At 68.4% G+C, this 13,553-nt stretch carries 12 protein-coding genes; 10 read left to right on the top strand and 2 right to left on the bottom strand.

What is annotated here, in order from left to right; translation table 11 throughout:
- Positions 1-64 precede the first annotated feature (64 nt).
- From F788_RS0100060 to purU, 9 genes are all read left to right on the top strand, one after another.
- Positions 65-595 (top strand): DsrE family protein, encoded by a 531-nt coding sequence (locus tag F788_RS0100060; protein ID WP_019570900.1) that lies wholly within the window; start codon positions 65-67, stop codon positions 593-595.
- A 118-nt stretch (positions 596-713) separates the two neighbouring features.
- A complete protein-coding gene (gene murJ / locus F788_RS0100055; RefSeq protein WP_026332664.1) occupies positions 714-2,273 on the top strand; it encodes a murein biosynthesis integral membrane protein MurJ in 1,560 nt (519 codons plus the stop codon).
- Between the two features lie 51 nt (positions 2,274-2,324).
- Positions 2,325-3,314: a bifunctional riboflavin kinase/FAD synthetase gene (ribF, locus tag F788_RS0100050; RefSeq protein WP_019588859.1), complete on the top strand. Its 990-nt coding sequence runs from the start codon at positions 2,325-2,327 to the stop codon at positions 3,312-3,314.
- A gap of 69 nt (positions 3,315-3,383) precedes the next feature.
- Positions 3,384-6,227, top strand: a complete 2,844-nt coding sequence (ileS, locus tag F788_RS0100045; RefSeq protein ID WP_019588858.1) for an isoleucine--tRNA ligase — start codon at positions 3,384-3,386, stop codon at positions 6,225-6,227.
- Positions 6,224-6,721: a signal peptidase II gene (gene lspA, locus F788_RS0100040; protein ID WP_019021517.1), complete on the top strand. Its 498-nt coding sequence runs from the start codon at positions 6,224-6,226 to the stop codon at positions 6,719-6,721. Before ileS ends, lspA begins: the two co-directional genes overlap by 4 nt.
- Positions 6,722-6,755: 34 nt before the next feature.
- Positions 6,756-7,193 carry a peptidylprolyl isomerase gene (locus F788_RS0100035; RefSeq protein WP_018868985.1) on the top strand — a complete coding sequence of 146 codons (438 nt, stop codon included), beginning with the start codon at positions 6,756-6,758 and terminating at the stop codon, positions 7,191-7,193.
- Positions 7,194-7,212: 19 nt separating this feature from the next.
- The gene (gene ispH / locus F788_RS0100030; RefSeq protein ID WP_019588856.1) at positions 7,213-8,160 is read left to right on the top strand and encodes a 4-hydroxy-3-methylbut-2-enyl diphosphate reductase; all 948 of its coding nucleotides are present in this window, start codon (positions 7,213-7,215) and stop codon (positions 8,158-8,160) included.
- Between the two features lie 78 nt (positions 8,161-8,238).
- The gene (locus tag F788_RS0100025) at positions 8,239-8,604 is read left to right on the top strand and encodes a nucleotidyltransferase family protein (protein WP_019588855.1); all 366 of its coding nucleotides are present in this window, start codon (positions 8,239-8,241) and stop codon (positions 8,602-8,604) included.
- A gap of 179 nt (positions 8,605-8,783) precedes the next feature.
- Positions 8,784-9,650 (top strand): formyltetrahydrofolate deformylase, encoded by an 867-nt coding sequence (gene purU, locus F788_RS0100020; RefSeq protein WP_019588854.1) that lies wholly within the window; start codon positions 8,784-8,786, stop codon positions 9,648-9,650.
- 10 nt (positions 9,651-9,660) lie between these two features.
- Here the strand turns inward: purU and F788_RS0100015 are convergent, their stop codons facing one another.
- Together F788_RS0100015 and F788_RS0100010 are read right to left on the bottom strand one after the other, a co-directional pair.
- Positions 9,661-12,861: a DEAD/DEAH box helicase gene (locus F788_RS0100015; protein WP_019588853.1), complete on the bottom strand. Its 3,201-nt coding sequence runs from the start codon at positions 12,859-12,861 to the stop codon at positions 9,661-9,663.
- A complete protein-coding gene (locus F788_RS0100010) occupies positions 12,858-13,271 on the bottom strand; it encodes a (deoxy)nucleoside triphosphate pyrophosphohydrolase (RefSeq protein WP_019591753.1) in 414 nt (137 codons plus the stop codon). The genes F788_RS0100015 and F788_RS0100010 overlap by 4 nt, the downstream gene beginning before the upstream one ends.
- Before the next feature lie 121 nt (positions 13,272-13,392).
- Between F788_RS0100010 and F788_RS0100005 the strand changes: the two genes are divergently transcribed.
- Positions 13,393-13,553, top strand: a 161-nt coding sequence (locus tag F788_RS0100005) for a helix-turn-helix domain-containing protein (protein ID WP_196802036.1), incomplete at its 3' end; no start/stop codon positions are given.

Below are 13,553 nucleotides of genomic sequence, written 5' to 3'. Positions count from 1 at the left end.
AATGGAATCCCGGAGCCTGTGCGTCTACATTGCAGGCATCACAACACAAGAAAGGAGCATGGAGATGAAATACCCCGCCGCCCGCAACAATGCCCTGGTCCCCGGCTTCGTGCTGGTGCTGCTGGCCCTGTTCGCCGCCAGCCTGGTCCTGGTCCCGCAGCAGGCGCGCGCCTTCGAGCCCGAGGCCAAGGTCGCCTACCACGCCGATTTCGCCGATCCGCGGCGCTTCTCGGCGATGCTCACCAGCATCAACAACATGGTCACCCATTACGAGCGCGAGTTCATCGAGGCGGATGTGCGGATCGTGTTCGTGTCCCACGGCATCCGTTTCATCGCCGATGACGACCTCGAAGGCACCCCGTTCGAGGCCGACGAGGAATTGCTGGAGGAGCGTGAACGGCTGCAGAGCCGCCTGCGCACCCTGGCCAATACCTATGGTGTGCAGCTGGAGCTGTGCGACATCACCCGCGGTGACATCGGCCTTCCGGAAGAGGATCTGATGGATGGCGTGGATATCGAGCTGGTGCCCTCCGGCGTGGTGCGCCTGACCGAGCTGCAGAACGACGAAGGCTTCGCCTACCTGAAGATCGAGTAATCCTCCCTTCCTCCTGACGGCTGCCCGCGGTTCTCCGGGGCAGCCGTCGCCGGGCCTGGCGACGGGCGAGTCGGTTACACTCCGGTCCGCTCATTGTCTGTGTGGTGCCGGCTTCCGCATGAACCGACTGTTCCGATCCACCGCTGTGGTCAGCGGCATGACCATGATCTCGCGGATCATGGGCTATCTGCGCGACATGGTGCTGGCGGTGACCTTCGGGGCCAGCGCGGCCACCGACGCCTTCTTCGTCGCCTTCCGCATCCCCAATTTTCTGCGCCGGCTGTTCGCCGAGGGGGCCTTCAACCAGGCCTTCGTCCCGGTGTTTGCCGAATTCCGCGAGAAGCGCGGGCGCGAGGCCCTGCGCGATCTGCTGGACCATACCGCCGGGGCGCTGCTGGGCGCGGTGGCCATCGTCACGCTGCTGGGCATCCTCGCGGCCCCGGCCCTGATCTGGATCTTCGCCCCCGGGCTGGCGCAGGAGGCAGGGCGCCAGGACCTGGCGGCGGACATGCTGCGGATCACCTTCCCGTACCTGCTGTTCATCTCGCTGACCGCGATGGCGGCGGGCATCCTCAACAGCATCGGGCGCTTCGCGGTGCCGGCGTTCACTCCGGTGTTTCTCAACCTGGCGCTGATCGGCGCCGCGCTGTGGCTGGCGCCGATGTTCGCCGAACCGGTGGTCGCGCTGGCCTGGGGCGTGTTCATCGCCGGGGGGCTGCAGCTGGCTTTCCAGATCCCGTTTCTGTGGCGGGCCGGGCTGCTGCCACGGCCGCGTTTCCGCCGGGCGCACGAGGGCGTGCGCCGGATCGTCAAGCTGATGCTGCCCGCGATCCTCGGGACCTCGGTGGTGCAGATCAACCTGCTGGTGGACACCCTGATCGCGTCGTTCCTGGTGGCCGGGTCGATCTCCTGGCTGTATTTCGGCGATCGCTTCGTCGAGCTGCCGCTGGCGCTGTTCGGCATCGCCATCGGCACGGTGATCCTCCCGCGCCTGGCGAAACAGTTCAACGAGGAGCGGCCCGAGGCCTTCGGCCGTACCCTGGACTGGGCCCTGCGCACGGCGATGCTGGTGGCCCTGCCGGCGATGGCCGGACTGGTGGTGCTGGCGGTGCCGATCCTCGCGACGCTGATCCAGTATCAGGAGTTCACCCCGCACGACACCCACATGACCGCACTGGCGCTGGCCGCCTATTCGCTGGGGCTTCCGGGCTTCATCCTGATCAAGGTGCTCGCGCCGGGCTTCTTCGCCCGCCAGGACACGAAGACCCCGGTGCGCATCGCGATCATCGCCATGCTGTGGAACATGCTGCTCAACGGCCTGTTCGTGCTGCCGTGGTATCTGTCCGGGGTGCCGGGGGCGCACGCCGGGCTGGCGCTGGCGACCTCGGCCTCGGCCTACATCAACGCCGGGCTGCTGTATCGCGGGCTGGTGCGCGAGGGCATCTATCGCCCCGGGCCGGCCCTGCGGCGCCTGCGCTACGGGCTGCCCGTGGCCCTGGCGGTGATGGTGGCGGTCCTGGTGGTGCTGTCGCCGGCGCTGGACGCGTGGACGGACTGGTCGATCCCCGAGCGCGGGACGGCGCTGACCGGGCTGATCGTCGCCGGGGTGGCCAGTCTCGGGGTGACCCTGTGGCTGGCCGGGCTGCGTCCGCGGCATTTCCTGTTGCGCGAGGCCTGATCTCGCGGGGCACGCCGGGTTATACTTGCCGTTTTTCCTGGATACGGGGCAATGCGGCTGATTCGAGGGCTGGGCAGGTCCGACGGTGCGGATTCCGGACTGGCCGCGGTGCGCGGCGCCGTGGTGACCATCGGCAACTTCGACGGTCTGCACTGCGGGCATCAGGCGGTGGTGGATCGCCTGCTGGCGGCCGCGCGCGAGCACGCCGCCCCGTCGGTGCTGATGACCTTCGAACCGCTGCCGCGCGAATATTTCGCCGAGCACGCCGGAGCGCCCACGCCGCCCGGCCGGCTGCAGCGCCTGCGCGACCGTCTGGTGGCGCTGGACGGCCGCGGACTGGACGCCGCCTGGGTGCTGCGCTTCGATGCCCGCCTGGCGGGGTTGCCGGCGCGCGACTTCCTAGAGGAGGTCCTGTACCGGCGGCTGGGCGCGCGCCACGTGCTGGTGGGCGACGACTTCCGCTTCGGCCGCGGGCGCGAGGGCGACAGTGCGCTGATGCGCGCCGAAGGGGAGCGGCTGGGCTTCAGCGTGGAGTCCACGCCCACGGTCAGCGATGCCGACGGGCGCATCAGCAGTACCCGGGTGCGCGCCGCCGCGCGCGAGGGCGGCTTCGACGAGGTGGCGCGGCTGCTGGGACGGCCGTACCGGCTGCACGGGCGGGTGGCGCATGGCGACCGCCTGGGGCGCACCATCGGCTTCCCCACGGCCAACGTGCGCCTCGGGCGCTGGCCGCTGGCGCTGCGCGGGGTGTATGCCGGCTGGCTGCACGGCGCGGGCGGCGAGCCGCTGGCCGCAGTGGCGAACATCGGCTGGCGGCCCACGGTGCAGGGCACCGAACAGCGCCTGGAGATCCATGTGCTGGACGCCGCCCCCGAACTCTACGGCGCGCGCGTGGCGTTCGAACCGCGCGCGCTGGTTCGCGGCGAACAGCGCTTCGACGGGCTGGATGCCCTCAAGGCGCAGATCGCGCGGGACGCCGACACGGCGCGTGAATGCCTGACAGGCGACGAACCGGGCCGCGTGCCCCGTACCGTCTGCTGACACCGGTCCAGACTGCCGAATCCTCCAACTCCACAGCAACCGGCCCCGCGGGGCCCATCCGGAAGAGCCATGGCCAAGAAACAGGCACCGCCGAATCCCTACAAGGATACGCTCAACCTGCCGCAGACCGCGTTCCCCATGCGGGCGAACCTGGCAAAGCGCGAGCCGGAATGGCTGGAGCAGTGGCGCGCGGAGGATCGTTACCGCCGCCTGCGCGAGCACTGCGCCGGACGGCCGCGTTTCGTGCTGGCCGACGGCCCGCCGTACGCCAACGGCTCCATCCACGTGGGGCACGCGGTCAACAAGATCCTCAAGGACATCATCGTCAAGAGCCGCACGCTGGCGGGTTTCGATGCCCCGTACGTGCCCGGCTGGGACTGCCACGGCCTGCCGATCGAGCTGCAGGTGGAGCACAACATCGGCAAGCCCGGCCACGAGGTGGACGCCGCCCAGTTCCGCGAGGCCTGCCGTGCCTACGCCGCGGAACAGGTGGCCGGCCAGTCGGCCGACTTCCAGCGCCTGGGCGTGCTGGGTGACTGGGACCACCCGTACCTGACCATGGACTACCAGGTCGAGGCGGACACCGTGCGCGCGCTGGCGCGCATCTACGAGCGCGGCCACGTGCAGATGGGCGAGAAGCCGGTGCACTGGTGCGTGGACTGCGGCTCCGCGCTGGCCGAGGCCGAGGTGGAGTACGAGGACAAGATCTCGCAGGCGATCGACGTGCGCTTCCGCGTGGTGGACGACGTGGATCTGGTGCGGCGTTTCTCCGGTGCGGATGCCGACGGCCCGGTGAGCGTGGTGATCTGGACCACCACGCCGTGGACCCTGCCGGCCAACCAGGCGGTGGCCGTGCACCCGGAGCTGGATTACGCGCTGGTGGAGCTGGAACACGAGCGCCTGCTGCTGGCGGAAGAGCTGCTGGAGGACTGCCTGGGTCGCTACGATCTGGGCGAAGGCCGTGTGCTGGCCCGCGTGAAGGGTGCCGCGCTGGAAGGCCTGATGCTGCAGCACCCGTTCCTGGAGCGCGAGGTGCCGCTGATCCTCGGCGACCACGTGACCACCGAGGCCGGTACCGGCTGCGTGCATACCGCCCCCGGCCACGGTCAGGATGACTACGCCGTGGGCCTGCAGTACAACCTGCCGGTGGACAACCCGGTGGGCCCCGACGGGGTGTTCGTGGAGGGCACGCCGTATTTCGCCGGGCAGAACGTGCACCAGGCCAACGGCCACGTGATCGACGTGCTGCACGAGAAGGCCGCGCTGATCGTGGCGCGCAAGCTGCACCACAGCTACCCGCACTGCTGGCGGCACAAGACCCCCATCATCTTCCGCGCCACGCCGCAGTGGTTCATCAGCATGGACCGTGCGGAACTGCGCGCCGATGCCCTGCGTGCGATCGGCGCGACGCGCTGGATGCCCGACTGGGGCGAGGCGCGCATCCACGGCATGGTGGCCAACCGGCCCGACTGGTGCATCTCGCGTCAGCGCCACTGGGGCGTGCCCATCCCGTTCTTCCTCAACCGCAAAACCGGGCGCGTGCACCCGCGTACCCCGGAGCTCACCGAGCGGGTCGCCCGGCGCATCGAGGAGCAGGGCATCGAGGCCTGGTTCAGCCTGGACCCCGAAGAATTCCTCGGCGAGGAGGCCGCCGACTACGTCAAGCTCACCGATACTCTGGACGTGTGGTTCGACTCCGGCGTGCTGCACAGCACGGTGGTGGAGCAGCGCTCCGAGCTCGGCGGCCTGCCGGCGGATCTGTTCCTCGAGGGTTCCGACCAGCACCGTGGCTGGTTCCAGTCCAGCCTGCTGACCAGCGTGGCCATGCGCGGCGAGGCGCCCTATCGCGGGGTGCTGACCCACGGCTTCACCGTGGACGAGAACGGCGAGAAGATGTCGAAGTCGCGCGGCAACGTGGTCGCGCCGCAGGAGGTGGTCTCCACCCTGGGGGCGGACATCCTGCGCCTGTGGGTGGCCGCGACCGACTTCGCCGGCGAGATGGCGATCTCCGACAACATCCTCGACCGCACCGCCGATGCCTATCGCCGCATCCGCAACACCATGCGCTTTCTGCTCGGCAACCTCAGCGGCTTCGATCCGCAGCAGCACGCGGTGCCGCTGGACGAACTGCTGCCGCTGGACCGCTGGATCGTGGCGCGCGCGCTGCAGGTGCAGGAGCAGGTCACCCGCTCGTACGACGAGTTCCTGTTCCACCCCATCTACCAGCGGGTGCACAACTTCTGCTCGGTGGAGCTGGGCAGCTTCTACCTCGACGTGATCAAGGACCGCCAGTACACCACGCCGGGGGATTCGCACGCGCGGCGTTCCGCGCAGACCGCGCTGTACCACGTGGCCGAGGCCCTGACCCGGTGGATCGCGCCGATCCTGACCTTCACCGCCGAGGAGATCTGGGAGCTGCTGCCGGGCGAACGCGCCGACTCGGTGCTGTTCGCCACCTGGTACGAGGGCCTGGCCCCGCTGCCGGAGGATGCGACGTTCAGCAACGCCGACTGGGACCGCATCCTGGAGATGCGCACCCACGCCGCGCGCGCGCTGGAAACCGCCCGCAACGAGCAGCGCATCGGTGCCTCGCTGACCGCCGAGATCGACCTGCACGTACCCGCCGATGCTCCGGTGCGCGGCCCGCTGGAGCGCCTGGGTGACGAACTGCGCTTCGTGTTCATTACCTCGGAGGTGCGCCTGAGTAGCGAGCCCGCCCCGGCCGAGGCGCATGCCGCGACCCTGGAGGACGGCACTGCGATCGGCGTGGTGGTGCACCGCAGTGAACACGCCAAGTGCGTGCGCTGCTGGCACCTGCGTCCCGACGTGGGCGAGAACCCGGCGCATCCCGAGCTGTGCGGGCGCTGCGTGACCAACGTGGAGGGGCCGGGCGAGACCCGGCGGTTCGCGTGAGGCTGCCGGGGCATTCCGGACTGGCGCCGGGGCTCGCCCTGGCCGCGGTGGTGCTGGTCCTCGACCAGATCACCAAGTTCTGGGCCGAGCGCGCGCTCACCCAGTTCGCCTCGGTGGAAGTGGCCCCGTTCTTCAACTTCACCCTGCTGTACAACCCGGGGGCGGCCTTCAGCCTGCTGGCGGACGCCGGCGACTGGGGCCGCTGGCTGCTGTCCGGGATCGCGATCGCCGCCGGGGTGCTGATCACCGTGTGGCTGGCTCGCCTGCCGCGCGATGCCTGGCTGACCATCGCCTCGCTGGGGCTGATCGTGGGCGGGGCCATCGGCAACCTGGTGGACCGCCTGCGCATCGGCAAGGTGGTGGATTTTCTCGACTTCCACTGGGCCGGGCATCACTGGCCCGCATTCAACGTCGCCGACATGGCGATCACCGTGGGCGCGGTGCTGCTGATCGTGGCCGCCTTCACCGAAGGCGAGGCCACCCGCCGCGACTGACCCGCCCCGCGTCTGCAAGCGAACTGGAGCAAAGATGACGACCGTAGTAAAAGAAAAGCGCGTACGCATGCACTACCGGCTGGTGCTGGAAAACGGCCTGGTGGTGGATTCCACCGGCGAGGAACCGACCGAGCTGGAGGTCGGCGCCGGCGAGATCCTGCCCGGGCTGGAAGACCTGCTGATCGGCCTGCAGCCGGGCGATCAGCGGGAATTTGCGATCGAGGCCGGGACCATGTTCCCTTGGCCCGAGAAAGAGGCCTTCCAGTCGGTGCCCCGCAACCAGTTCCCGCCCGAGGCGGAGCTGGCAGAGGGTCAGATCTACGAGTTCACCAGCCCGTCGGCCGAGGCCGTGCCCGGCCGCATCAGCGAATTGAGCGAGGAGACCGTGACCGTGGACTTCAACCACCCGCTGGCAGGCAAGAACTTCACCTTCGAGGTGGAGATCCTGGAAGTGCACCCGGCGGACGAGTGATCCGCGAGGAGAACAGGGCATGAACATGCAGGTCCGGCTCGCCAACCCCCGCGGCTTCTGCGCCGGCGTCGAACGCGCCATCGAGATCGTGGAACGCGCCCTGGAGATCCACGGCGCCCCGCTGTACGTCCGCCACGAGGTGGTGCACAACCGCCACGTGGTCGGGCGGCTGGAAGACGCCGGCGTGGTGTTCGTGGAGGAACTGGACGAGGTCCCGGACGGCAACGTGGTCATCTTCTCCGCGCACGGCGTGCCGCGCCGCGTGCAGGAAGAGGCCGAGCAACGCGGCCTGACCGTGTTCGACGCCACCTGCCCGCTGGTCACCAAGGTCCACCTCGAGGTGTCGAAGCACGCCCGCGAGGGGCGCGAAGTCGTCCTCATCGGGCATGCCGGCCACCCCGAGGTGGAGGGCACCCTGGGCCAGTTCGACACCTCGAACGGCGGGCGCATGATGCTGGTGGAAACCGTGGAAGACGTGGAACGCCTGGAGGTGAGCGAGCCCGACCGGCTGGCGTTCGTCTCCCAGACCACGCTGTCGATGGACGACACCGCCGACATCATCGATGCCCTCACCGCGCGCTTCCCCAACATCGAGGGGCCGCGCAAGATGGACATCTGCTACGCCACGCAGAACCGCCAGGACGCGGTGAAGACCCTCACCGACGACTGCGACCTGCTGCTGGTGGTCGGCTCGAAGAACAGCTCCAACTCCAACCGCCTCGCCGAGATCGGCGCGCGTTCCGGCGTGCCGTCGTACCTGGTGGACGGCGCCGCCGACATCGACCCGGCGTGGCTCGAAGGCCGCGACCGCATCGCCGTGACCGCCGGCGCCTCCGCCCCCGAACTGCTGGTGCAGGAAGTCATCGACTTCCTGCGGGAGCGCGGCGTGAACGAGGTCAGCGAAGTCGCCGGGCAGGAAGAGACCATCACCTTCTCCATCCCCCCCGGCCTGCGCGACACCGCCTGACCCCGGTAGGAGCGGCCTTGGCCGCGAACTGGAGTTGTCCTAATCTGGACCCTTTCGGATTCGCTGCCGCGGTGCCCCATGCTTTCTCCCGAACAAACTTCGCAGCTCGAGCGCCTCGCCAGAGAGCATGGCTGGGAGCTGCTGGTCCTGTTCGGCTCCACGGCGCGGGACGGCACCGGCCGGGACATCGACCTTGCCGTTCAGCCGGCGGAGATGCCGGGCCTGATGACCCAGGGTCGCTGGCAACGGCAACTGGAAGAGATCCTGGAGCCTTGCCCGGTTGATCTGCTGGTTCTGAGCCAGGGCACTTCCCCGCTGACCCGGTTCGAGGTCTTCCGGGATGGCGTCTGCCTGTACGAAGCACAGGCCGGGCGCTTCCACGCCGAGCAGGACCGGGCCTTCTTCCTGCACGCCGACTCCGTACTCTTCCAGCAACTACGGTAGAGGGCACGGATGCCTCCTGATACCGATGCCGTGCCCGACGCCCTGGAGGTGTATTCCGCCTTTGCCAGCTGGGCCGGGGAGCGCGTCCGGTCGAGCCCGTAGTCATTACTGCCGGGTATCGGTCTCCCGGGCGCCCCGGTGTACCCTGACGGCTTCAATCTCCCCGGAACATCCCGACCATGACCGAAACCACGCCCGCGCGCCACGACTTCCGCCTCAGCATCGTCTGCCCCGACCAGCACGGCATCGTGGCCCGGGTGGCCGAGGCCATTGCCGGCACCGACGGCTGGATCACCGAAGCCGCCCAGCACACCGACGCCGAGGCCGGCTGGTTCTTCATGCGCTGGGTCTTCGCCCTCGACCCCGCGCGCGAAGGCGAACTGCGCGATCGCCTGCTGCAGCTGGGCGAAGACATGCGCATGGACTGGGTGCTGGCCGACTCGCGCAGCCGCCAGCGCGTGGTGCTCATGGTCAGCCGCGAAGGCCACTGCCTCAGCGACCTGCTCGCCCGCTGGCACGCCGGCGAGCTGCCCATGGACATCCCCGCCATCCTCTCCAACCACACCGATCACGAACCCCTGGCGCGCTGCTACGGCATCCCGTTCGAGCACATCCCCGTCCCGCGCGACGATCGCGCGAGCGCCTTCGCCCGGCTGCAGGAACGCCTCGACGACCTGCAGCCCGACACCGTGGTCCTCGCCCGCTACATGCAGATCCTCCCGCCGTGGATGTGCGAGCGCTACCCGCAGCGCATCATCAACATCCACCACAGCTTCCTGCCCTCGTTCTCCGGCGCGCGCCCCTACCACCAGGCGCACACCCGCGGGGTCAAGCTGATCGGCGCCACCAGCCACTACGTGACCGAAGAACTGGACGCCGGCCCCATCATCGAACAGGACGTCACCCGCGTACGCCACGACGACAGCGTGCAGGACATGATCCGCAAGGGCCGCGACGTGGAACGCTGGGTCCTCGCCCGCGGCCTGCGCTACCACCTCGAAGGCCGCGTGCTCACCCACGGCAACAAGACCGTCGTCTTTGACTGAGCGCTGAGCGCTATAGGACCGTGCGGCGGGCGAGGTGCAGGAGGCGGGCGGGCAGTTCGTAATCCAGCTCCCAGACGATGCTCATCGGCTTGCTGCCTTCATGGCGCTGGTAGCGCACCGGGCCGCAGAAGGTGAACGGTTGGCTCAGGCCGGTGGCGTCGCGCTTGGCGGGGCGTATGAACAGCATTGGGGTGTAGCCGAGTTGTTCGTGGTGGATGTAGCGCTGCCCGGTCTCCGAGGTGGGTGAGGTGCCGGACTGTGACTGCCAGTGGAACCGCCGCTCGTTGAGGGCGTAGTCCTCGTACATGGTGGTGGGCGAGAACTCCTGCTCGGATTTCTCCAGGGTGACGAACATCGCATCCACCCGCCGCTCCGGTACGTGCCGCACACCCTCCTGCTGGGTGATGGGCTTCTCCAGGCTGCCAAGTCCCAGCGCCAGCAGGATCTGCTCGCGGGTGTAGGACGCGTGCAGTTCCAGCGGCCCCGTCTGCTCCGGGAAGGTGATACCGCTGGCCGGCACCATGCGCTCGTACCGCCAGGCGACGACCTCCTGGAGATCCCGATAAAGCGGGCGTTGTTCGCGGACGAAGCGGTCCACCGACGAGAGGTCGCCATCCCCCGGGCGCGTCTTGCCCCATAGCGTGCTGTGGATCAGGGCCAGCCGCAGCCGTTCTTGCTCGCTGAGCTCATCCACGTTCGCCGCGGATTCCGCGAGATGGCTTTGCAGGGTTTCCAGCAACTGCTGGTCATCACAGCGGACCAGGCGTTGCAGCCCACGCTTGAGGCCGTTGGCATACGGCTGCAGTGCCTCGGTTGATTCCCCTCCGCAGTCCGCGCGCAGCCGTGAGGGCAGATCCTTGCGCAGCAGGTCTTCTGCCTCGTCCATATGCAGGCAGTCGAGCATTTTGGGCAGGCTGGCGGAGTCGATGTCCTCCTGGAAACAGCCCTTCAGCTCGCGCACGATTTGCGGACGCTGGCGGTTGATCTGCGCGCGGATGTTGTCGAGGACCCTCTGGGTGGCCAACCGGTCGAGGTGGATCAGGCAGCCGCTGGGCAGCCAGGGGAAGCCTTCCTCGATCTGGTGATCCACACGCTTCTCCGGCCGCGCGCTGAGCGCCCGGAACCGCGCGGCGTAGCGAAAGCGCCGATCCTGCGGCGCCACGAAATCCAGCACCGTGAGGTGCGGCTTGCCTTCATGCAGCCGCAGCCCGCGACCGAGCTGCTGCAGATAGACCGTCAGGCTCTCGGTCGGGCGCAGCAGCAACAGGGTGTCCACCTCCGGCAGATCCACACCCTCGTTGTAGAGGTCCACCGTAAAGATGAAGCGGATGCGCCCCTCGCGCAGGTCGCGCTGTACCGATTCGCGCTCGTGGTCTGGGCTCTCGCCGGTCAGCACCGCGCTGGGCACCTGCCTGGCCGAAAAATGCTCGGCCATAACCCGCGCATGGTCGCAGCTGATGCAAAACCCCAAGCCCCGAACCGAGCTCAGGTCGGTCGCGTGTTCATGGGCCTGCCGCAACACCCAGTCGGCCCGCGCCTGGTTGCCGGTGAACACGCCTTCGAGTTCCTGGGCGTCATAGCCCCCGCGCTGCCAGCTCACCCGGCTCAGGTCCACGGATTCGTGGTCGGCCACGCCGAAGTAATGGAACGGCACCAGCAGGCGCCGCTCGATCGCATCCGGCAGGCGGATCTCATGGGTGTAACGCTGGCCAAAGTGCTGGCGGATGTCGTCGGCATCCGTGCGTTCCGGCGTCGCCGTGAGGCCCAGCAGGCACTTCGGTCGCACATGGTCCAGGATGCGCTGGTAGCTCCCGGCGCTACTGTGGTGCGCCTCATCCAGTACCACGTAATCGAAATGCGCCGGGTCGAGGCGATCGAGGTCCCGCGCGTTCCAGCTTTGCACTGTGCAGAACAGATGGCGGTCCTGACTCGGGCGCGCCCCGCCCACCAGCACGTCGCCAAACTCGTTGTCCTGCAACACCTGACGGAAGCTGGCCATCGCCTGCCGCAGGATCTCCTCGCGGTGGGCGATGAACAGCAGCGACGGCCGCCCCTTGTCCGCCTGCTCGCGCGCAAACCGGCGATAGTCGAAGGCGGCGATCATGGTCTTGCCGGTCCCGGTGGCGGCGATCACCAGATGGCGGTCGATCCCTGAACGGCGCTCGCGCTGGATATCCTCCAGGATCTCCTGCTGAAAGGCATACGGACGCAGATCGAAGAACGTGGTGGCGTCTTTCTGCGCGGCTGGCCCTGCGTTGGATTCCGATTCCAGCGCCTGTTGCAGGCGAGGGAGGTCATCCGTGGTGAGCGGTTCAAACTCCGCCGGGTCTGCCCAGTGCGCCTCGAACGAGGCCTCGATCTGGCGCCACATATGCGGCAGCTCGTATTCGCTGACCTTGGCCGTCCACTCCAGCCCCTCATCCATCGCCACGCGCGAGACATTCGCCGAGCCAATGTAGGCACTGCCAAATCCCGTGCTCCGATGGAACAGGTAGGCCTTGGCGTGCAGGCGCGTGCGGTGCGTGTCGTAGGAGACCCGAATCTCGGTGTTCGGCAGGCTCAGCAGAAACTCGATCGCTTTGAGATCCGTGGCCCCGAGGTACGAGGTCGTCGCGATTCGCAGCCTGGGCAAGCCATCGGCCGTCGGGGTCTCGGTAAAGCGCTTGAGCGTTTCGCGCAGGGCGCGAATCCCGCTCCATTTGATGAACGACACCAGCCAGTCCGCCCGCTCCGCACTCGCCAGTTCCTTCTCGATCTGCGTGACCAGGCTGGGTGTGCGATCGGATCCAGTAAGCAGGCTGGACAGCGCCAGCGGTATATCCGGCCGCGGTGTCTCCTGCTGCCCCACCTGGTCGGCGGTCGGAGAGCGCACCTCCAACAACTGCCGAAACGGCGGCTGCGGAAGGTCCTCCTCAATGCCCGATAGCGGATGCCCGGCCGCCGCCAGTGCATCCGCCAGGATCTGCACGGCCCGGGTCCAGTCCTCATGCCCCTTCTCGCGCAGCTCGCCGGCCCGCCCCGCAAGCCGCTGGGCCAGTTCGGCGGCCAGGGTCATGGCCAGATCGTCGCCTTCCAGCCCCTGGCTCCAGCGGGCATGGTCCTCCAGCCCCAGGGCTTCCAGCGCTTGCCGTACCCGCGGCGTATCCAGCCGTTCATGCAGGCCGACCCATTCGGCCCCGGGCAGGGACTTGGCGGCGCTATCCCGGCTCATACGGAACGCCCTGCAACAAAGGCTTCGAGCAACGGGATGTCCGCGGGCGCGAGTTCGAGCCCGCGCGCCTCCGCCGGCGACACCCAGCACCAGCGATCGTGCACCGTCAGCACCGGGCTCTCGTCGTCCGTCCACGCCCGCAGCGCCACCAGCTCAAGGCCCCCATGACCCGGAATCGGCGTGCGCCCAATCTCCTCCCCCACCCGGAGCTCCATCGCCAGCTCTTCCCGAAATTCACGGCACAACGCAGCCTCCAGGCTCTCGCCCGGCTCCGCCTTGCCACCGGGGAACTCCCAATGCCCCGCCAGCGCCTGATCGGCCCCGCGCCGCGCCAGAAAGATCCGCCCCTGTGCATCCTCCAGAATGCCGCAGACCACCACCGCCTGATTCGCTTCTATGAGCGTTTCCAACACCGGCTCTCCGTTAACTGTCAGGTCTCGTCTGAGTGCATACCGCGAGAGAAGGCACCCCTGTTTCATGCCCGGGAGTGGATGAGTATTGTGCCCGATGAGCGAACGGGAGGCTGACCGCATGGCGAGTACGATCCATTCCAACGCCCGCACCACACCCCGGATCCGGCAGGAACTGCAGGAGGCGCCGGCCGGCGTCAGCGACCCGGAACTGGCCCGGCGCTACGGCATCAGTCGCATGACGGTGCGCAAGTGGCGCCGCCGGCGCACCGAGGTGGAAGA

The sequence above is a fragment of the Thioalkalivibrio sp. ALE10 genome, from assembly GCF_000381385.1.
In the GTDB taxonomy this organism is placed as follows: domain Bacteria; phylum Pseudomonadota; class Gammaproteobacteria; order Ectothiorhodospirales; family Ectothiorhodospiraceae; genus Thioalkalivibrio.
This window is presented reverse-complemented; position numbering and strand designations above follow the sequence as displayed.

Coding starts and splice junctions, on each gene's coding strand:
- F788_RS0100060 (WP_019570900.1), top strand. CDS start 65: ATGAAATACCCCGCCGCCCGCAACAATGCCCTGGTCCCCGGCTTCGTG.
- murJ (WP_026332664.1), top strand. CDS start 714: ATGAACCGACTGTTCCGATCCACCGCTGTGGTCAGCGGCATGACCATG.
- ribF (WP_019588859.1), top strand. CDS start 2,325: ATGCGGCTGATTCGAGGGCTGGGCAGGTCCGACGGTGCGGATTCCGGA.
- ileS (WP_019588858.1), top strand. CDS start 3,384: ATGGCCAAGAAACAGGCACCGCCGAATCCCTACAAGGATACGCTCAAC.
- F788_RS0100035 (WP_018868985.1), top strand. CDS start 6,756: ATGACGACCGTAGTAAAAGAAAAGCGCGTACGCATGCACTACCGGCTG.
- ispH (WP_019588856.1), top strand. CDS start 7,213: ATGAACATGCAGGTCCGGCTCGCCAACCCCCGCGGCTTCTGCGCCGGC.
- F788_RS0100025 (WP_019588855.1), top strand. CDS start 8,239: ATGCTTTCTCCCGAACAAACTTCGCAGCTCGAGCGCCTCGCCAGAGAG.
- purU (WP_019588854.1), top strand. CDS start 8,784: ATGACCGAAACCACGCCCGCGCGCCACGACTTCCGCCTCAGCATCGTC.
- F788_RS0100015 (WP_019588853.1), bottom strand. CDS start 12,861: ATGAGCCGGGATAGCGCCGCCAAGTCCCTGCCCGGGGCCGAATGGGTC.